Source organism: Pseudomonas fluorescens, from assembly GCF_001623525.1.
In the GTDB taxonomy this organism is placed as follows: Bacteria; Pseudomonadota; Gammaproteobacteria; order Pseudomonadales; family Pseudomonadaceae; genus Aquipseudomonas; species Aquipseudomonas fluorescens_Q.
The window spans coordinates 276,457-296,906 of record NZ_CP015225.1; the positions used below are offsets into that span (position 1 = coordinate 276,457).

Consider the following 20,450-nt stretch of genomic DNA (forward strand, 5'->3'; position numbering starts at 1 on the left):
TTACATTGGCTTGACGGCCCTGTACGCCCCGCCTCAGTAGACTTTGCGCTCAAACTTACTCAGCGTTTGCTGGTGTTTCAGCGTGGAGGTGCTCATGTTTCTGGTTCATAAGAAGGGTTTCGTTCCCGGCAAGAGAATGGTCGACGGTCTGGTGCCTTATGACTTCTTCTGCGAAGACAATCCGAGCCTTAACCTGTTTGTCTTCACCGGTTCCGCCACCCCGGGCAAGGTGGTCGAGGAACAGACACTCTGGGGATTTACCCGTCTTGAGCGTTTTGAAGCACTGAGCGGCACCCTGGTGTCGAACAAAAAGCAGAAGGGCTGGTTCCAGAAAGTCAATGTACTCACCGGCCCGGCCCAGAACGGCACGCAAGGCGTGAAGTTCCAGCGGGTGCTGAAAATCATCAAGCACACCGATGCATCGAGCCGGATCGCCAGCAAGGCCGACTACGAGATCCAGACAGACGAAGGCGACACCTACTTCACTCGTCGGCCTGCTGGGGGTGACAGGGCGCAAACCGTTATCTATTCGGCAGAACAATAAGCTCGATTTCAACGCGACGCTTCAGGATTCGCCGAGCTGAAACCGATAACCCACGCCATACAACGACTCGATCGGCTGCTCTCCTGGGCAAGCCTGTTCGAGCTTGCGCCGCAGATTACGGATATGGCTATCGACGGTGCGATCAGTGACCACCCGATGATCGGAATAGATCCGGTCGAGCAATTGATCCCGGGAAAACACCCGCCCCGGGGACTGGGCCAGTGTACTGAGCAGGCGCAGTTCCAAGGGCGTCAGGTCCAGGGCGATGCCATCGAGTGACGCCTGGTAGCGGTCTTCGTCAATCAGCAGCCGGGCTGGCGCGGTGACGAGAAGTCGTGGGCTGCGCCGCAGGATCGCCTTGACCCTGGCTACCACTTCACGCGGGCTGAAGGGTTTGCAGATGTAATCGTCGGCCCCCAGGTCCAACCCGAGCAGGCGATCGACTTCCTCCACGCGGGCGGTGATCATGATGATCGGCACGGCGCTGAAGCTGCGCAGCTCCTGGCACACTTGCAGGCCGTCGCGCCCCGGCAGCATCAGGTCGAGCAGGATCAACCGCGGCTCGCTGGCCCGTACCGCTGGCACCACTTGAAGGCCATTGTCCAGGCACTGGGTTGCATAGCCGGCGGCGATCAGGTAGTCGCGCATCAATGCGGCCAGCTTGGGTTCGTCTTCGACGATCAGGATCGGGCTGTCATGGGTCATGTTCAGGCATTCCGTGGCAGGCGCAGGGTCAGCCAAAGGCCGCCCAACGGCGAGTGCTCGGCGCTGAGGCTGCCGCCATGGGCCAGGGCGATGCTGTGACAGATGGCCAGTCCCAGGCCGGCGCCGCCACTGGCGCGATTGCGTGAGGTTTCGCCGCGGTAAAAACGCTCGAACAGTCGCGGCAGTTGAACCGCATCGACCCCGGGGCCAGAGTCGAGAAAATCGATGCGTACGACGTCGTCCTCGCTGGCCGCACGAATGCGCAGCACGCCACCCTCGTCGGTATAACGCACCGCGTTTTCCAGCAGATTGCCGAACAGTTGCTGCAGGCGCTTGGGGTCGGCTTCGACCTGCAGCGGCGTTGTCGGCAATTCCAGCTCCAAACGCAGATGCCGGGCATTGCAGCGCTCCTGGAACATCGCCACGCACCCGTCCAGCAGTTCGTTGAGATCGCATTCGCCCTTGCGGTAAGTCAGCGCGCCGACATCGGCCAGGGACAGTTCGTACAGATCGTCCACCAGTTTGCTGAGCATGCCGACTTCGCCTTGCAGCGATTTCATCGAGGACGAGTCGAGGGTGCGCACGCCGTCTTCGATGGCTTCCAGCTCGCCGCGCAATACCGACAACGGGGTGCGCAGTTCGTGGGACACATCGGCCATGAACTCCCGGCGCATTTTTTCGTTGCGTTCCAGGGTATACGCCAACTGGTTGAAGTCTCGGGCCAACTGACCGACTTCGTCATTGGAGGCCACCGACACGCGGTTGCTGTATTCCCCGGCGGCCAACCGGTGCGTGGCGGCGGCCACTCGCTTGACCGGGTCAAGCAGGGTACGGGCGATCCACCAGGCAATCAGCATCGCCAACAGCAACGAGAGCACACCCACGGCCAGGCTGGTGCGCACCAGATACTGACGAAAGCGTTCACCGCCAGCCTCGGTCACGTTCTGGAACGGCGTCACCGCCAGCCAGCCGACGGTTTTGCCAGCGACCTCGATCGGGCGCATCAGGGCGTCGTTGGCAATCGCCGAGTAGCCCATGACCAACTGTTTCTGCTGATCCAGCAGAGCGATGCGAAACACCGCGCCAGTCAGGTCGGACATCGGCATGGGTGGGTGCTCTGGGTGGGTGGTGTTTTCGCCCGGTTCCGGACGCAGGAGCTCGAACCAGCGATCCGGCTGGTTGCGCAGGAATTCCCAGTCGCCTTCGCGCTCGTAGGCGCTGGCCAGGCGCGGCAGTACCGGCGTCATGCGCACCAGGGCCTGTTCGTTGAGGTAGTCCAGAAAGCCTTTGCCGAAGCTCCAGCCGTTGGCCACCCCCATGCTCAGGATGACGAACAGCACGCTGGCCAGTACGGCAATAAACAGCTTGGTGGAGATGCTCAGTTTCATGGGCTCGGGCAGTTCGATGAATGGCCCGACCATTTAGGCCTTGGTGCGATGAAGATTCAAGGGCGGCGGACAATCTTCAATTTTCCTGCACATTTGCCTCGCAGTATGGCGCCTGGCTTGAACCATCCGTCTTGCAGAGGCATTTATGTCGACCAAATTATTCGCCAAATCCCTGGTGACCGCCGCCATCCTGGTGTGCTTGATCGTTTTGTTCATGTTGGGCGGTTGCTCCGGCGAGTCGGCACCCACGCCCGAACCGCCCAAGGTCTCGGTGATCACCGTGCAGCCGCAAAGTCAGGCGCTGACCACTGAGCTGGCCGGACGCACCCAGGCGTTCATGGTCGCCGAGATACGCCCGCAGGTCGGCGGTATCGTCCAGCAGCGGTTGTTTGTCGAAGGGGCCGAGGTCAAGGCCGGACAGGCGCTGTATCAACTGGATGCTTCTTCTTACAAGGCCGCATTGGCTGAGGCCCAGGCGAACCTCGCCAAGGCACGCGCCACCTTGAAGTCGGCCCAGGCCACGGCCAAGCGTGACGCCCAGTTGGTAAAGATCGATGCCATCAGCCAGCAGGACAACGAGGATGCCCAGGCCAACCTGATGACCGCCGAAGCGGAAGTGCAGGTGGCCCAGGCCGATGTCGACACTGCACGCATCAACCTGGCGTATACCCGCATCAGTTCCCCCGTCAGTGGGCGCGTCGAAACCTCGACGGTCACGCCCGGCGCGCTGGTGGTGGCCAACCAGGACAGCGCACTGACCACCGTGCAGCAGTTGGACCCGATGTATGTAGACGTCACCCAGTCGACCACCGAACTGTTGCGGCTCAAGCGCGACTTGGCCAGCGGTGTGCTACAGAGCAATGGTGAAGGTGAAGCGCGGATCCGCCTCAAGCTCGATGACGGCAGCACCTATGCCCATGAAGGTCGCTTGAAGTTCAGTGGGGTCAGCGTCAATGAGGGCACGGGCACGGTGACCCTGCGGGCGCAAATTGCCAACCCGGACCGCCTGTTGCTGCCGGGCATGTACGTGCGGGCGGTGCTGGAGCAGGCGCGGGATGACAAGGCCATCCTGATTCCACAGAAGGCGGTGACCCGCAGTGCCAGCGGTGCGACTTCGGTGCTGGTGGTGGTCGACGGCAAAGTCGAGCAGCGCATGCTGACCATCGACCGCGCCGTGGATAACCAGTGGTGGGTCACGGCGGGGCTGAACGCGGGAGACCAGGTGATTGTCGAGGGTGGGCAGAAGGTCCGGGTCGGTGAAACCGTCGTGGCACAGAATACCGGTACCCGCAGCCGTACGCAGAAAGCGACGCCTGTTGCCATCGCGCAGGAGGGCTGAACATGGCGCGCTTCTTTATCGACCGACCGATTTTCGCCTGGGTCATCGCCATCGTCATCATGCTCGCTGGCGCCTTGTCCATCAGCCAGTTGCCCCTGGAACAGTACCCGGACATCGCGCCGCCGACGGTGCGCATTTCCGCGACCTACACCGGCGCCTCGGCCAAGACCGTGGAAGACTCGGTGACCCAGGTCATCGAACAGCAAATGAAGGGCCTGGACAACCTGACCTACATGTCGGCCTCCAGCAGCTCGGACGGCAGCGCCAGCATCAGCCTGACCTTCACCGCCGGCACCAACCCGGACGTGGCCCAGATGCAGGTGCAGAACAAGCTGCAACAGGCCGAGTCGAGGTTGCCGCAGTCGGTGCAAAGCGAGGGGCTGACCGTGACCAAGGGCGGTTCGGACTTCCTGATGATTGCCGCCCTGGCCTCCGACAATCCGAGCGTCACCGGCACGCAGATCGGCGATTACATTTCCAGCACCTTGCTCGATTCCATCAGCCGCATCGACGGTGTCGGCGATGTGCAGACATTGGGGTCCGGCTATGCCATGCGCATCTGGCTGGACCCGGCCCTGCTGGAAAAATACGCGCTGATGCCTTCGGATGTCAGCACGGCCCTGGAGGCGCAGAACACCGAGGTTTCTGCCGGTCAACTCGGCGCCATGCCGGCGGTGAAAGGTCAGCAGTTGAACGCCACCATCAGCGCCCGCAGCAAGCTGCAAACCGTCGAGGAGTTTCGCAATGTGGTGGTCAAGTCCACCAGTGACGGTGCGGTGGTGCTGCTGGGGGATGTGGCGCGGGTCGAATTGGGCAGTGAAAGCTACGATGTCAGCTCTGCTCTCAACGGCAAACCCGCTGCCGCCATGGGCGTCCAGCTCGCCGCCGGGGCCAACGCCCTGAACGTGGGCGAGGCGGTGAAGGCCAAGCTCAAGGAGCTGGAGGCGTTCTATCCGACGGAGCTGCAACTCAAGAACGTGATTGCCTACGACACCACGCCCTTTGTCAGCCTGTCCATCGAAGAAGTGGTCAAGTCACTGGGCGAGGCTATTGTCCTGGTGGTGCTGATCATGTTCCTTTTCCTGCAGAACCTGCGTGCCACGTTGATCCCCGCGATCACGGTGCCGGTGGTGCTGCTGGGGACATTCGGCGTGCTGGCGCTGTTCGGTTATTCGATCAATACCCTGACCATGTTCGCCATGGTCCTGGCCATCGGCCTGTTGGTGGACGACGCGATTGTGGTGGTGGAGAACGTCGAGCGGGTAATGGGCGAGCAGGGGCTCTCGGCCCTGGACGCCACGCGCCAGTCGATGGATGAAATCACCAGCGCCCTGGTCGGCATCGCCCTGGTGCTCAGTGCGGTGTTCATTCCCATGGCGTTTTTTGGCGGCTCCACAGGCGTTATCTACCGGCAGTTTTCGGTCACCATCGTCTCGGCCATGGTGCTCTCGGTACTCGTCGCCATGACGCTGACGCCGGCATTGTGCGCGACCTTGCTCAAGCCGTCCGATGGTCAGGGTCATGGCGCTCAACGTGGATTCTTCGGCTGGTTCAACCGCACGTTCGAGCGTGCTGCCGAGGCCTATAAACGTCAGGTGGGGGGCATTTTGCAGCGCGGGCGCGTTGGCTGGCTGGTGTATGGGCTGGTGCTGCTGCTGATGGCCGTCGGATATTTCAGCCTGCCGACTTCGTTCCTGCCTGACGAAGACCAAGGCATTCTCATGGCCCAGGTGCAGCTACCCGTCGGGGCCACGGACAGCCGCACGCAAGCGGTGGTCAAGCAGTTCGAAAGCTACCTGCTCGAACAGCCGGAAGTCGAAGCACTGATCAGCATTTCCGGCCTGGGCATGAACGGCAACAGCCAGAACAGCGCCCGTGCCTTTATCCGGCTCAAGGACTGGAGCGAGCGCACGGGGGCGGGGCAGGATGCGGCGTCCTTCGCCCAGCGCGCGACTATGGCGCTGTCGAGCATCGGCGATGCCAATGTGTTCGTCATGCAACCGCCGGCCGTGCGCGGCCTGGGGCAGACGTCCGGCTTCGACCTGCAACTCAAGGACCTCGCCGGCCTGGGGCATGACACGCTGGTGGCGGCACGGGAAAAACTCATCGAGCTGGCCAACCAGGACCCTCGCTTGCTCGGGGTACGCAGCAATGGCCTGGACGACGCACCGCAGCTCAAGGTCAGCATCGATGATCGCAAGGCCGGGGCCTTGAGCCTGAGCACCAGCGACATCAACACCACGCTGTCCACGGCGTTGGGCGGCACTTATGTCAATGACTTCCTCAACCAGGGGCGGGTGAAAAAGGTCTACGTCCAGGGTGAGGCTGCGGCGCGGATGCAGGCGGCTGACCTGGAGCACTGGTTCGTGCGCAACAGCAACGATGAAATGGTGCCGTTTTCTTCGTTCGCCAGCAGTTCCTGGAGCTACGGCTCGCCGTTGCTGGAGCGCTACAACGGCAACGCCTCGCTGGAGGTGGTTGGCGATCCGGCGCCCGGCGTCAGTTCCGGGGACGCCATGGATGCGGTGCAAGCGCTGGTCAAACAATTGCCGGAGGGTATCGGCTACGAGTGGACGGGGCAGTCCTATCAGTTGCGCCTTTCCGGTTCGCAGGCGCCGTTGCTGTACGGGATTTCGGTGCTGTTCGTATTCCTCTGCCTCGCTGCGCTCTATGAGAGTTGGTCGGTGCCTTTCTCGGTGATGCTGGTGGTGCCGCTGGGGGTGGTGGGTGCGGTGCTGGCCACGCGTGTCAGTGGCTTGAGCAACGACGTGTACTTTCAGGTCGGGCTGTTGACCACCGTGGGATTGGCCGCCAAGAACGCCATTCTGATCGTCGAGTTCGCCAAGCACCTGCAAGAGCAGGGCAACAGCTTGCGCGAGGCGACATTGATCGCTGTGCGCCAACGCCTGCGGCCGATTCTCATGACGTCCCTGGCCTTCATGTTCGGCGTATTGCCCCTGGCCCTGAGTAGCGGTGCCGGTTCCGCCGGACGTCAGGCCATTGGTACCGGTGTGCTGGGCGGCATGTTGTCCGCCACGGTGTTGGGGATCTTCTTCGTTCCTTTGTTTTTTGTGCAGATTCGCCGACGTTTCGGTCGCGTTTCCACGGTTTCGACCTCTGTTCCATCCGCCCAGTCAGGTGACGCATGATCAAATTTCGCTGGCCATTGCTGGCCATCCTCACGCTGTTCGGTGGCTGCATGAATCTGGCGCCGCAGTATGAACGCCCTGAGGCGCCAGTCTCCGAGCAATGGCTGCCGGCTGCCAGCACGCCCAAGGGCGAGGTGAGTGCCGACATCGAGTGGCAGAATTTTTTCACCGACAGCCGCCTGGCGCGCTTGCAGTCCCTGGCGCTGAGCAACAACCGCGACCTGCGCCTGGCGGTCCTGAACGTTGAAAAGGCCCAGGCGCAATACCGCATCCAGCGCGCCGAGTCCTTGCCTTCGATCGATGCGAGTGTCAGTGGCACTCACAGTCGCACGCCCGGCTCGTTGTCCAACACGGGCTCGGCGGCCACCACCCATGACTACAGTGCGCAACTGGGGTTGAGCAGCTATGAAGTGGATCTGTTCGGACGGGTGCAGAACCTTCAGGACGAAGCCCTGGAGGACTATCTGTCCTTGACCGAAACCCGACGCAGCACGCAGATCAGCCTGGTGGCCGAAGTGGCGACGGCCTGGCTGACCCTGGCGGCCGACAACGAGCGTCTGCACTTGGCCCAGGAGACCTTGCGCAGCCAGCAGGCGACCTACGAACTGACTCAACGCAGCCACGCCCTGGGCGGCTCCTCCGGTCTGTCCGTGGCCCAGGCGCAAACTACCGTGGAGTCGGCGCGGGTCGACGCAGCGGCGTATGAAAGCCAGATCCTGCAGGATCGCAACGCCCTGCGGCTGCTGGTGGGCAGCGACATTCCCGAAGAATTGTTGCCGGGTGCTTACCTGGAATCGGCCGCGGCGCTGGTGCAGGTGCCGGCAGAGCTGCCTTCCAGCCTGTTGCAACGACGCCCCGATGTGCTGGCCGCCGAGCACACGCTCAAGTCGGCCAATATCGACATCGGTGCCGCCCGTGCGGCGTTCTTTCCCAGCATCAGCCTGACGGCCAATGCCGGTTCCTCAAGCTCGGCCCTGTCCGGCCTGTTCAAGTCCGGCAGTGGCGCCTGGACGTTTGCCCCGAGCATCAGCCTGCCGATCTTCGATGCCGGCAGTAACCGCGCGACGCTGGACTCGGCCAAGACCGAGCGCGAGATCCAGGTGCAGACCTACCAGCAAACACTGCAGAGCGCCTTCAAGGAAGTGGCCGATGCCCTGGCGGAGCGCAGCACGCTGGATCGCCGTATCGAGGCCCAACAGGCGTTGACTGACGCCAGCCGCAAGAGCTTCGAACTCTCCGACGCTTTGTACCGTGGTGGTTCGCAAAGCTATCTCGAAGCCCTCGACGCCCAGCGCTCTCTGTACAGCGCGCAGCAGGACCTGATCACCTTGCGCCTGACCGAGCAGAGCAACCGTGTGACGTTGTACAAGGTGATGGGCGGCGGCTGGAATTAAGGAGTGCTCTGGGAGGAGTACCTGTGAGAGCCAAGCCCCCTTGTGGGAGCCGAGCTTGCTCGCGATAGCGTCAGCAGATTCACCATCCCTGCCAACTGACTCACCGCCATCGCGAGCAAGCTCAGTTCCCACAGGAGATTTGTGGTGAACAGCGAATCCATGCCTCCCCGAACCGCCCTGTGGCAGTGAGCAGGCTCAGCTCCCACAGGGGATATGGTGAACCCAGATGAATTGGACCAGGCTCAAGCCGCCGTCGATTTTTCCCGGCTGTCACTCGCGGTGTCGCGGAACAGCCGGGGCGACATGCCGAACGTCGATTTGAAATGCCGGCTGAAGTGGGAGCTGCTGCCATAGCCCCAGGCGTAGGCGATCTCGGTGAGCGAGCGGTGGGCATGTTCCCGGTTGCGCAGGTCTTCGGCACAACGTGACAGGCGCCGCTGCCAGATGTATTCGCTGACACTGCACCCCAGTTCATCCTGGAAGGCGCGGTGCAGGCTGCGGACCGAGCACTGTTCGGCGTTGGCGATGCGTTCGATGGTCAGGTCGCGGTCGGCCAGGTGGCGTTCGATGTACGCCTTGAGGCGGTTCTGCTTGAAGAAGCGGAAGTCGTGTTCGAGTTGCTTTTCTTCCTGTTTGTTCTTCAGCGCGTTATCCAGCAGCCCGGTGATGCTGTCACCGATCAGCCCGGCCGAATGGTTGTTCAGCAAGGGGTACTGATTGTAGGCATCGCTGATCAGGTGCATGAGCATCCGCCCCAGTCCATTGCGACCGTTAAGGTGCATGTCGCCGGTTTGCGCCACCTGCCCGGATGCCCCTTGGAACAGCAGGATGAAATGTTCGCAACCTTGCGTGCTGGTCACATTGAAAGGTTTGCCGCAGTCCACCAGGAGCATTTCGTCAGGGGCCAGCACGCTGCTTTGCCGGCCCTGCTCGAAATGACTGACGCCAGCCACCTGCATGATCAACATGCGCGGCGTATCGAGGGCGTCGACCGCCTTGCTCAGGTGGCGCGAATATCGATGGGCGCTGGCGGTCATTCGACAGAAACGCAGCTGGCCCAGGTCCCCGTACTCCAGCCGACCCTGGAAATTGCTGTCATGCAACGGGTCGATGAACGTCGATTCCAGCCGTTTTATATAGTCCGGCGTACGCCCCAGGTGATCGCTCATGAACTCTTTCCATTTCATCAGGCGATCGGAGCGAACAACCTGATCGGTGGACACGCAGGCTAAATGGTTCATTTTTCGCCTCTATTTATTATTGTTTTCTGACGGATCGGGCAAAGGGGTCGATTTGCCCGATCCGGGCCTGATCAAGGGGGTCACAGACTCAGAACGGGTAGTGATGGCCTCCGGGCTGCCAGGTCACCCAATGGGCACGGGTAAACTCATCCAGGGCATAGTGACCGTTGAAGCGACCGAGGCCGGAATTTTTTTCACCACCGAACGGGGCATTGGGTTGGTCATCGACGGTGATGTCGTTGATATGGGTCATGCCCGCCACAATGCCACGGGCGAAGTTCAAGCCACGGGCCATGTCCCGGGTGAACACGGCGCTGGACAGGCCATACTCGCTGGCGTTCGCCAACGCCAATGCATGGGTTTCGTTTTCTGCGACCAGCAGCGGCAGCAGGGGGCCGAACGTTTCATCGCGGGCCAGTTCCTGATCGGCTCCTACTTCGCCGAACACATGGGCAGGCAGCACCAGCCCGGATGCGGGGCCGCCGCAAAGCTGCTTGAGGCCGGCACTCCGGGCGCCGTCGAGCTTACGCAGCAGGCCATCGAGCTGGCTCTGATTGACCACTGGCCCGATCACCGTGTCGGCCTTGGTCGGATCACCCGTCTTGAGGTTGCGCACGCGCTCCGCCACCAGCGACGCGAAATCGGCATACAGCGAGCGGTCGACAATCACTCGGTTGACGCTCATGCAGATCTGGCCCTGGTGCAGGAAACGCCCGACCACCGCAGCGTGCGCCGCAACGTCAATGTCGGCGTCATCCAGCACCACCAGCGGCGCGTTGCCGCCCAGTTCCAGGGCCACGCGCTTGATGTGTTTGCCACCGGTGGCAATACGGCCGACATTGCGTCCCACATCCGTCGAACCGGTGAAGGAAATCAGGCTCGGCACCGGGTGCTCGACAAAGGCATCGCCGATTTCCGAGCCTGCGCCGACCACCACGTTGAGCGAGCCCTCGGGGAAGCCGGCCTCTTCGAACAGGTGGGCAATCAGCAGGCCGCCGGTCACCGCTGTGTCGCTGGCGGGCTTGAGCACGATCGTGTTGCCCAGGGCGAGTGCCGGCACCACCGAGCGCATGCTCAGGTACAGCGGGAAATTCCATGGACTGATCACACCCACCACACCCAAGGGTTCACGGAAGACAAAGCTCTGTTCGCCGGGCTTGTAGCTGGTCAGGATCCGACCTTCGACCTGCATCGGCATCGTCGTGCATTCGCGCACCAGGTTCAGCGTGAACTGCCATTCCATGCTCGCCTTGATCCGGGTGCTGCCGGACTCGTGGATCAGCCAGTCGATGATTTCTTCGCGGCGGTTCTGGATGACCTGGGCGAGCTTTTCAAGTTGTGCGCCGCGCTGGGTGGGGTGCAGTTGTGCCCACGCTGCCTGTGCCTTTTGCGCCGCCTGATAGGCGTCGTCGAGATCGGCAATCGAGGCCAGGGGCATCTCCAGCAGTTGTTCGCCGTTGAAGGGGTTGCGGTCGTCCAGGCGGCGTGCGGAGCGTCCTGCACGCCAGGTGCCGTTGATGTATTGGTCGCCGTTGATGGCGTAGGGCGCGAGCGGTTGAGTCGTCATGGTCTTTTACCTTTGGAGGCAGGTGGTCGCCTCGTTTAGAAATCAAGGGGGCAAACGCCGATGGGGAAAACTGCTCAGCTCCTGATCCAGGCGCGGCCCCAGGAATTGAGTGTGTATTCCTCCTGTGCCCAGACACCGGGCTGGCGGTTGGCATCGGTGACTTCCAGCTCAGCCGAGAACTCCAGGCGGTTGCGATCGGCATCGACCACCATGAAGAACAGGTTGTTGCCCGGCCCATGTCGGCCGGGCCCGAAGAAAATGGTGATGCGCTCCTTGGCGAAGCGATCACCCCAGTCGCGGATGTCATTCCATTCGTTGGTTTCGTAACAGTGGTGATCCCACTCGTTTTTCGAACCGCGGAAAAACGCCAAGGTGTGGTGCTCGTCGTCCGAGCGCAGGAAGCACGTCATCAGTTGGCCGGTCTGCTCATCCACGACATTGTCCGAAACAGTGAAGCCCACCGTGTTGACGTAGAAATCGATCATGGCTTCCAGCTCCGTGGTCTGGAACACCACGTGTTGCAAGCGGCCGGGCATGCCTTGGCCCGAGGCCTGGAGAGCGGGCTGAGCGACGCCAAATATCGTTTGCCGGCCCTGGGGATCACGGATCAGGAAAGCCCCCGTTTCGAGCAGCGGCGAGTCGAGCTCTTCGATGACGCAACCGTTGCCGAGCAGGCGAACCCGCAGTGTTTGCAGGCGAGGCTGACTGCCCAGGTCGAACGCTGCCGCGAGCAGGCCGCTGTGGTCGGCGGGAGACACGAGCATGGCGCGTTGCGGGCCGCTGAGCATCCAGCTGCCATCGGCTTGCGCCTGGCTGTCCATGTCCAGCATCCGTCGATAGAAATCGATTTGCCGTTGCGCGTCCTTGCTCGCCAGGTGCAGGTAGCACAGGCGTGCAGGTGTGGAAGTCTGGAGTGTTTGCATAACCACCTCTGTGCTTGAAGGTTTAATGAAAGACGGGCGCGATGCTCGGCTCGATTGCGCTGCTGTGGGCCTCGGCGATGCCGAACAGCGACTGCAACGATTCGGCGGCCCGGATTTCGGTGGCCTTGTCGAAAATCGCGGCGATATAGCGATCCGGGCGCAGCAACAGGAACGGGTGCGAATCGCCCAGCAGGGTTTTGAGCTGGCCTTCACGGTCCTGGAGCACCGTGCAGCCGGGGATCGACGGCATGGCCTGGACGGACGCGGGCAGGATCAGGATGCGCCTGGCTTCAAGGTGGCTCCAGAGGCCATGCTTGAGTTCATCGATACGTTGGCGGGTCGGGTCGCCGTATTGAATCAAGGCGAAGCCGGCGCCGATGGCGTCATCGAGCAGGCGTTCCTGGTCGTGGGCGTCGGTGAGCATCGGTTGCGGGAACATGTGTCCGCAGGACAACGTGCCTGCTTGTCCCTCGGTCAGCACCAGGCCCCGGGTGAAACGGGGTTTGGGCTTGAAGCGCATTTGCAGGAAATAATCGCGCAACGGCGGCAACAGGCCGATCAAGGCGAATGCGCCACTGATCAGGCGAGCGCGCAGGACGGTGGCCGGTGCCATGACCACGCCGAGGTTCAAGGCCAACTTGATCAATGCCCACGCATGATCACGACGCTCGCTTTCGTAGGACAGCAGTGCGCTTTCCGCCATTTTTCCCTTCAACACGCCGACCAGCTTCCAGCCCAGGTTGTGGGCATCGCGAACGCCGCTGTTCATGCCTTGCCCGGCATAGGGCGGGGTCAGGTGAGCGGCGTCGCCGGCGAGAAACACCCGCTGCACCTGCCACCGCTCGGCGACCCGGGCATGGAAGGTGTAGACCGTCTTGCGCACGATGGAAACCGGCGCGTCACTCTTGAAGGGGCGCAGCAATGCTTGCAGGCAGGTTTCGTCGAGCACCTGTTCGTCCGTTTCATCGGGTTTGAGCAGGAACTCGAATCGGCGCGTACGGTGAGGGCCGGGCACTTCCACTACCGGGCGCCTGGCGTCGCAATACACGCGGGTCTGCCAGAAGGGGTCGTCGTCCTGGTCAGTATCGACCACCAGCCAGCGCGAGGAGAAGCTCGAGCCGACCATCTCGATCCCAAGTTGCTTGCGCACCGGGCTACGGCCACCGTCGCAGGCCACCAGGTAAGCTGCGTGGACTTCCATCAGTTGCCCTTCGGCGTCACGCACCAGCGCGCATACGCCGTGTGGGTCCTGGGTGAATTCCACCAGCTCGTGGCTGAACCGAGCCGTCAGGCTGGCAAAACGTTCGAGGCCTCGCCTGAGGGTGTTTTCAAACAGCGGTTGGCGAAACGCGTTGCGCTTGGGGAAGCCATACAGCTTGCCGGTCGGCTCGACCTTGCCGAAGCAGCGACCGCCGGGCCGGGTGAAGTAATGCACGCCGTAGCCGGGCACGACATCACGCAGCACAGCAGCATCGAGCCCGATGGCCTGCATGGTGCGCAAGGACTCGTCATCGATTGAAACCGCCCGCGGCTCGGTCACGGTGCCCGGCTTGCGATCGATGATCAGGGTGTCCACATCGGCTTGGCCGAGCAGGTTGGCCAGGGTCAGCCCGGTAGGGCCGGCACCGATGATCAGGACCTGGGTGTTGATGCGTTTGAGGGTTGTCATTGTTATTCCCTTCCGGATGGCTCAGCCCAGTGGCTTGGCGCGGTTGGCGAGCGCAGCCATGCGTTGCGACAGTTCCTGCGCCAGGGCAAGGATCTGTTGCCCTTGTGTCTCTTCCTGGGCGCTGTCGCGTTCTCGTACCGGGCGCACGCAACTGATGCTGCCGACGACCTTGCCATCGCCGTCGAAGATCGGCGCGGCCAGGCCATAGACGCCCGCGTCGACTTCACCTGCGCTGGCCACATAGCCTTGGCGACGCAGTTGCTGCAACGAGCGACGAAACGCTTCCCAGGTCTGGCCAAGTTGACTGGCGCGCACTTCATCGGGGTGATCGAGGAACAGTTGGCTGTGTTGGCGCGAGGTCATGTTGGCGAGGATCGCCTTGGACGTCGCTCCCAGGAACAAGGGCCTGGGTGAACCACGGGAGTAGCTGACCTCACTGAACAGGTCCCCGTGCTGGTGAATGCACACAACCTGATCCTTGAACAGCCGGCAGATCAGCCACACCTGATGTTCGCTCCACTGCGGGAAGCTGGGCTCAAGCGATTGTGCTGCGCGTACGAGGGGGTCGCTCAGGCGCAACTGGCGGTCCCAGGTAATGATTCGCGCGCCCAGGGCATAACGGCCGGCTTCGACCTGGAACAACAGGTTGGCCTCGGCCAATTCGCGCACGTAGCGGTAGATCGTCGAACGGGTAAAACCCAGGGCGCCGCCCATGTCGTCCACCGCCCAGATCGGGCTCTGTTCGGTGAACAGGTCGAGTACCCGCAACATGCGCTCCAGGCTCGAGCCTTTGCTGTCGCCATCCGGCTCGGGCAGGGCGTCAGGGGTGTGTAGGTTTTCCATGCTTATTGCTCGTCCACGATGCTGTTGCGCAGGGTGCCGATTCGAGCGATCTCGATCTCGACTTCGTCGCCTGGTTTCATCCACACCGGCGGCTCGCGGAACGCCCCGACGCCGCCAGTGGTGCCAGTGACAATCACATCGCCGGGGGCCAGTTCGGTGAAGGTGGAACAGTATTCGATCAGCTGGCGCACATCGAAAATCATGTCGCTGGTGCGGGTGTGCTGCATCACTTCGCCATTCAGGCGGGTGGTCAATTCCAGGTCCTGCGGGTCGCCGATCTCGTCGCCGGTCACCAGCCAGGGGCCGAACCCACCGGTGTTCGGGAAGTTCTTGCCGGGGACGAACTGAATGGTGTGCTTCTGCCAGTCGCGGACACTGCCGTCGTTGTAGCAGGCATAACCGGCGACGTAGTCCAGCGCGTCGGCGTGTTTGACGTGACGGGCCGCTTTACCGATCACCACCGCCAGCTCGCCCTCGAAATCAAGTTTGTGGGACGCGGTCGGGCGAACGATGGGTTGCAGGTGGGCGGTCTGGCTGTCGGCGAAGCGGGTAAAGATCATCGGATAGGTCGGCATTTCCCGACCGGTTTCGCGCACGTGGGTGGCGTAGTTGATGCCGATGCACAGCACTTTGCCCGGGTTCGGGATCACCGGCAGGAACGTCACGTCAGCCAAGGGGATACGCGGCAGGCGTGCCAGGCGCGCAGGGCTCAGTTCGTTCAGGCGGTTGTGGCCGATGGCCTGCTTGAGATCGCTGCCAAGGGTTGGCTTGAGCGATTCCAGGTCGATGACTTGATCACCTTCGACCACACCGTAGCTACTACGGCCTTGGACAATAAAGCTTGCGAGTTTCATGGCGGTTCCTGGAGAGAGGGAGGGTGCAATGAGGGTTAATCTAGTCTTGCTATAAAATCCTGTAAAGTAGGATTTATACAAAAATCCTAAAATATGGAATTTATGTATTTTTGGCGAGGCTGTACCTTTGGCGGACCTGGGGAGCAGAGGGAGGGGAGGCAGGCATCCACCGCAGATGGCAGGGGCCGCGAGAGGTGCGCAAAGGCTCTGAACGTGTGGGAGCGAGCTTGCTCGCGATGAGGCCAGCCAAGTTCAATACTCATGTAACTGAACCGCCGCCATCGCGAGCAAGCTCGCTCCCACAGGGATTGTGCTTAATTGACGGGCATCAGGGCCCGATGCCAATCAATCGCTTGGTGCCCAGCAGCCATGCAGCGACATGCGCATCCGGAAGGGAATCCTGATCCGGGCAATGGGGCCGCTAGCCATGTCACGGGTGTCCAGCACTACCAGTTCACTGCGCCCTTCGGCAATGAGGTTGAGCAGGGCAACCACGTAGCCATCGGCTTCCTCCGCATCCGCCGAGCGCGGTATGAAGATGGGTTCCTGGAAGCATCCGCTGTCGCCGGGAAACCAGGCGTCGGTGCGGCCTGTCTGCAGGTCCAGGTGCGCCAGCAGGTTGAAGAACTGGAAGGGTATTGGCCCATTCGCCGGGTTGTAGGGGCGCTCAGGATCGAAGGCGAGCAGGAACCCATGCCGGTATTTCCGACCGATGTAGCGATCATCACACCGTGGAAACTCGCAGGGATATTCCGTCAGTGGCTGCGGTTGAACGTCCTCCTGCGCGCCATTCAGGTCGAAGGTCCAGCGCATCAGGCTGGCGGCCAGGGTTTCAGGCGGTGGTACGTAGCCGTCGGCCTGGGGAAAGAAGTAGAAGATATTTCCGCCGGTGACCGGCATGTCCACATACACCTTGCCGTCCTCATCGAACGCATTGAGCGTATGCCCCTGGAAACCGTCCTTGGGCCCCTTGAACCAACGCACATCTTGCCCACGGCCGTTGCGCGGCACGATGGCGAACAGCTGGGGCAGGTCGGGTTGCCACTGAAAATGTGGCCCGCCGTTTTTCATGCGTTCGACGTCCACCGTCAACGGAATCAACGGGAACACGACGTAGCGTTCGGTCACCGCGAAATCATGCACCATCGCCGCATAAGGCGCCTGGAACCAGATCTCGTGCAGCAGCTTTCCGTCCGGCGAGATTTCGAAATAGGCCAGGTCGGGCGTGCCGTCGCCTTTGGCCTCATAACTGCAGGCCAGCAGGTTGCCTGTCACCGGATCGAGCTTGGGGTGGGCAGTGAACGTCGCGGCTTTGATCTGCCCGTCAAAGCTCCATTCGCCGAGGGTCTCCAGGGTTTCGAGGTCCATCGCCCAAGGCAGGGCATCTTCCTTGAGCGCCAACAGGACGCCGTTGTGAGGGATAACGGTGGTGTTGGCGGTGGTGTTGTTTTTCGCCGCGAGAGGGTCATTGGTGTAGACGTTTCGATAGACGCCGTTGAGCGAACGCCCTTCACGGCGCTGGGCCAGCAGGCGATCGGTTTTCACGTAGCGGCGTCGCATCGAGACTTTGCCATTGGCAAAGTTGAAGCGGCTAACCACGCCGTCGCCGTTGAAAAAAATGTCGTTACCCAGCATGGGGGGGTACTGCGGGTCTGGCGCCACCTGAAAAAAAGTCCCACAGATCGACGCGGGCAGGATGCCTTCGATCTCAAGATCGAACACCTCTGCTTCCACGCGGCTGGGCGTGTAGAGAGCGCCGGAAAATTCAGGGGTTTGAGGGAATGGAATACTCATCGGGCAATCTCGTCAATGTGCGTGTTCGTTCATGTTCAGGCCGATTGCGGGGACATTGCCGGCCCGGAGGGCTTCACGCCGCGGCGAAAGCGTGCAACGACCAGGCACGAGATCACCAAGGCTAGCAGATAGGCTGAGGCGGCCAGCCATCCGACCGCGCGCAAGTGTCCCTCACCCACGACCAGTGCGGCGCCAAACGGGCCGAGTCCCTGGCCGATGAAAATCGCAGCGTTACCCAGGCCTGCCAGTCGGCCGGAAGGGTCCAGTTCCGCCGCCATGGAAAGTAGGTACGGCAGGCTGAAAAACCAGACCATATGGATCAGGCAGGCCGTGGTGATAAAGGCAACGGGGCTGGTGCCATAGACCATGATCAAGGTCGCCAGCAATGCTGTACCGAAGCTCAACAGTTGCGGAAACAGTAGGCCCAGGCGTCGTCCGATCAGCCCGGCCAGCCCGGCGCCAAGGGCACCGGCAAGGATGCTGCCGCCGAGGATGCCGCCAATCTGCTGGGGCTCCAGGCCGATACTCCTGCCGATGCGTTCCTGGTACACCCACAGGGCGGAGTGGCCGAAGAACAGCAGGGCAAACAGCAGGATCAACAGCATGGCGGTGAGACCGAATGGCTGGATCGAGCCATTGGCCGCGCGATGGGCGTCCGGGTAGCGCTTGGGCACTCTCCAGCAACCCAGCGCCGCGAGCACGCTGGTGATCGCCAACAGGGAAAACGCGCCATTCACGCCAAATGCTTGAAGGACCAGCGGCATGGAGGTCACCAGCAGCATGCCCCACAGCAGGTTGCCGATGTTGATGATCGCGAAAGTCGCGTCCTTGGACGTGCGCAGCGCTGCGGTGGCATAGACAACCGCCATGACCGCGCCGCCGCTGGCGCCGCAGATCATCCTGGAAATGACCAGTCCGGCCTGGCTGTGCAGTTGTGTGCTGGCCAGGTTACCCAATGCCAGGATCAACAAGGCCACCAGGGCGAAGCGACGGCGGTCGACGCTCGCCATGAACAGGGCGCAGACCCCGCAAGCGATGGCCATCGCCATGAGTTCAGCGGCGAAAAGAGCGCCGATTGCATTGAGTGGCAGGCCGAGTTGGTCGATCAAGGCACCGCCCAGGATCGGCTGGATCTGTAGCGTCCCCAGGGAAATGACCATCATCAGGCAGATGGCGCCCAGTGATTTTTTGCTGTCGATGGAGTCGAGTGCGTTCATGAAGCATCACCTCAGGTCAAGAGCCCGCTCATGCGTGAGCCGGCCTACACGTCAATCAGAACTTGTGGACGTAGCGAACCTGCACCTGGTAATCCGCTCGGGAGCGATTCTCGACGCCGGTTTCTTTATAGGTGTTGAGCCAGAAGGCTTTGTCTTCGGTGATTTTCCAGAACAGGCCTGGGCCAAAGCCGAGCACCTTTTCCCGGGAGTCGGTCAGGGTGTTGCCGTTGACCTTGTCATCCGAAATCTGCCGGAAGTAGTAGCCGTTGATGCCGACCGAGACCTTCGGGAACACTTCGTACGAGGCGGTGAAGTTGGCCCACGCCGACTGTCCTGACTGGGTGTCGCGCACCGCTTGCCCTTCAAAGAACTGCTGCGAACTGCTCGCCGGATCGTCGTTCTTGAAGTTGTACAGATAGTTCAGTCTCCAGCTCACTTCCCAACGGGGGGCCGGCATCCAGGTCGCTGCCCAGTAGGGGTTCAGGGAGAAGTGGTTGGAGCCAGGGTTCAGGTCTTTGTCTTTGTCGTACTTGCCCGTTGGCAGGATGGTGTCGAAGGCCATGCGCTGGACGAAAACCGGCCGGCCGCTGGCGTCGACGATCGGATCGAACTGGACCTGGGGCCCGACCGTGACATCGCCCAGGCCGGTAGCGTTGTCCTTGAGCTTGGCACCGTTGTCGCCGAAGTCGCCGTCCAGGGACACGACGGGAACCAGCAGGCTCCAACCCAGGTGTGCCCCTCCCGCGAAAGTGTCGGGTGAGTAGTAGCTCAGTTGATTGATCATCGTGATGACGTTGATTTTTGGGTCATCGAAGGCGCCGTTTTTCTTGCCGCCGTTGGTCCTGATGCTGCTGGCGGTGCTGAACTTCAAGTAGGTCTGGTGAGTCAGCCCGGGTGGCCCCGCAAACCCGTCGTAGAAGCTGGTGCCGCCCAGGTTGATACCGCTGGGTTGGCTTACGGAAGGTGGTGGAGGGCCATCGGCTGCATGGGCGGCAAATGACGCGAAGCTGAGTGCCAGGCACGCTGGCAGGGATTTGGTCAGGCTCATTGAAGTGGCTCTATTCTTGGAATTGTGAGCGGGGGAATGTCCCCTGGCACTTCGACTTTAAGTCCCGGTGGTGGGTGATGCTTGAGCGCAACGGCCAGAGTTGACTGGGAGCGCCATGAACCGGGAGAAACCCGAGCGAGTTGCTCAGCCGCCAGCGCCAACGGCGCGCCAGGCCGCCTCGGCCAGCTGCTGCCGGTAGAGCTCAGGGCTGCGTTTGACGCGGGCCGAGAGCCAGGCGCGGCAATAGCTCTCCGCCGAACCGATGATCAATGACGGAATCAGCTCAAAAGGCAAGTCCTGCAAATCCTGTTGGTGGGCAGGGTCGCTGAACCATTGCTTGAGCGCGGCGTTCCTGGCGGCATTCGCTTCGGCGAGCCGCTCGTTGAAGCTGCTGCGTGCGACCGCAAAGCGAGCCTGGTATTGGAACCGCGCCCAATCGGGTTGGCTGACCACCCAATCCACGTAGCTGAACACCAAGGCGTGGACCCATTCCCTGGTCGACGTGACAGCGCTGAGGTAGCTGTCCCTGAGCTGTGCCTGGTCATCCAGGGCGGTCATGTACAACGCCGCGACCAAACCTTCCTTGTTATCGAAATGGTGATAGATAGCCCCCACGCTCATCTGGCTTTCGGCCCGGATGATGTCGATGGTGGTCGCTTCTATGCCCTGTTGATTAAACAGCGCCAGGGCACATCGCAGGATATGCCGCTTGGACTCGGCACGGCGCCCTGGGTAGCAGCGCTCGAGAAGATCGACAGGTTCCATTTTTCGGCCC

At 61.8% G+C, this 20,450-nt stretch carries 16 protein-coding genes; 4 read left to right on the forward strand and 12 right to left on the reverse strand.

Features of this window, described 5'->3' with window-relative positions; all coding sequences use genetic code 11:
* Window positions 1-94 precede the first annotated feature (94 nt).
* Window positions 95-544: a hypothetical protein gene (locus TK06_RS01115; RefSeq protein WP_063320427.1), complete on the forward strand. Its 450-nt coding sequence runs from the start codon at window positions 95-97 to the stop codon at window positions 542-544.
* A gap of 21 nt (window positions 545-565) precedes the next feature.
* On the opposite strand, the gene TK06_RS01120 is transcribed toward TK06_RS01115, so the two are convergent.
* Entirely contained in the window at window positions 566-1,249 is a 684-nt protein-coding gene (locus tag TK06_RS01120) for a response regulator (RefSeq protein WP_063320428.1), read from the reverse strand.
* A 2-nt stretch (window positions 1,250-1,251) separates the two neighbouring features.
* Window positions 1,252-2,670, reverse strand: coding sequence for a sensor histidine kinase efflux regulator BaeS (gene baeS, locus TK06_RS01125; protein ID WP_063320429.1), 1,419 nt, complete (start codon window positions 2,668-2,670; stop codon window positions 1,252-1,254).
* Window positions 2,671-2,782: 112 nt separating this feature from the next.
* On the opposite strand from baeS, the gene TK06_RS01130 reads away from it, so the two are divergent.
* Genes TK06_RS01130 through TK06_RS01140 form a run of 3 tightly spaced genes read left to right on the forward strand, consistent with a single transcriptional unit; the run spans window position 2,783 to window position 8,519 of the window.
* Entirely contained in the window at window positions 2,783-3,976 is a 1,194-nt protein-coding gene (locus TK06_RS01130; protein WP_063320430.1) for an efflux RND transporter periplasmic adaptor subunit, read from the forward strand.
* A 2-nt stretch (window positions 3,977-3,978) separates the two neighbouring features.
* Window positions 3,979-7,125, forward strand: coding sequence for an efflux RND transporter permease subunit (locus TK06_RS01135; protein ID WP_063320431.1), 3,147 nt, complete (start codon window positions 3,979-3,981; stop codon window positions 7,123-7,125).
* Window positions 7,122-8,519 (forward strand): efflux transporter outer membrane subunit, encoded by a 1,398-nt coding sequence (locus TK06_RS01140; RefSeq protein WP_063320432.1) that lies wholly within the window; start codon window positions 7,122-7,124, stop codon window positions 8,517-8,519. The genes TK06_RS01135 and TK06_RS01140 overlap by 4 nt, the downstream gene beginning before the upstream one ends.
* 242 nt (window positions 8,520-8,761) lie before the next feature.
* Here the strand turns inward: TK06_RS01140 and TK06_RS01145 are convergent, their stop codons facing one another.
* The 10 genes from TK06_RS01145 to TK06_RS01190 form a co-directional block, all read right to left on the reverse strand.
* Window positions 8,762-9,760: a helix-turn-helix domain-containing protein gene (locus TK06_RS01145; RefSeq protein ID WP_063320433.1), complete on the reverse strand. Its 999-nt coding sequence runs from the start codon at window positions 9,758-9,760 to the stop codon at window positions 8,762-8,764.
* Window positions 9,761-9,848: 88 nt separating this feature from the next.
* The gene (locus TK06_RS01150; protein WP_063320434.1) at window positions 9,849-11,327 is read right to left on the reverse strand and encodes an aldehyde dehydrogenase family protein; all 1,479 of its coding nucleotides are present in this window, start codon (window positions 11,325-11,327) and stop codon (window positions 9,849-9,851) included.
* A 74-nt stretch (window positions 11,328-11,401) separates the two neighbouring features.
* Window positions 11,402-12,250, reverse strand: a complete 849-nt coding sequence (locus tag TK06_RS01155) for a VOC family protein (RefSeq protein ID WP_063320435.1) — start codon at window positions 12,248-12,250, stop codon at window positions 11,402-11,404.
* A 22-nt stretch (window positions 12,251-12,272) separates the two neighbouring features.
* Window positions 12,273-13,919 carry a bifunctional 3-(3-hydroxy-phenyl)propionate/3-hydroxycinnamic acid hydroxylase gene (locus TK06_RS01160; RefSeq protein WP_063320436.1) on the reverse strand — a complete coding sequence of 549 codons (1,647 nt, stop codon included), beginning with the start codon at window positions 13,917-13,919 and terminating at the stop codon, window positions 12,273-12,275.
* 21 nt (window positions 13,920-13,940) lie between these two features.
* Window positions 13,941-14,762, reverse strand: coding sequence for an IclR family transcriptional regulator (locus TK06_RS01165; RefSeq protein ID WP_063320437.1), 822 nt, complete (start codon window positions 14,760-14,762; stop codon window positions 13,941-13,943).
* Between the two features lie 2 nt (window positions 14,763-14,764).
* A complete protein-coding gene (locus TK06_RS01170) occupies window positions 14,765-15,616 on the reverse strand; it encodes a fumarylacetoacetate hydrolase family protein (protein WP_063320438.1) in 852 nt (283 codons plus the stop codon).
* A gap of 345 nt (window positions 15,617-15,961) precedes the next feature.
* Entirely contained in the window at window positions 15,962-17,410 is a 1,449-nt protein-coding gene (locus tag TK06_RS01175) for a carotenoid oxygenase family protein (RefSeq protein ID WP_063320439.1), read from the reverse strand.
* A 35-nt stretch (window positions 17,411-17,445) separates the two neighbouring features.
* Entirely contained in the window at window positions 17,446-18,627 is a 1,182-nt protein-coding gene (locus tag TK06_RS01180) for an MFS transporter (RefSeq protein WP_063320440.1), read from the reverse strand.
* Window positions 18,628-18,682: 55 nt separating this feature from the next.
* Window positions 18,683-19,675, reverse strand: coding sequence for a SphA family protein (locus TK06_RS01185; RefSeq protein ID WP_003203467.1), 993 nt, complete (start codon window positions 19,673-19,675; stop codon window positions 18,683-18,685).
* A 144-nt stretch (window positions 19,676-19,819) separates the two neighbouring features.
* A complete protein-coding gene (locus tag TK06_RS01190; RefSeq protein WP_063320441.1) occupies window positions 19,820-20,440 on the reverse strand; it encodes a TetR/AcrR family transcriptional regulator in 621 nt (206 codons plus the stop codon).
* Window positions 20,441-20,450 lie beyond the last annotated feature (10 nt).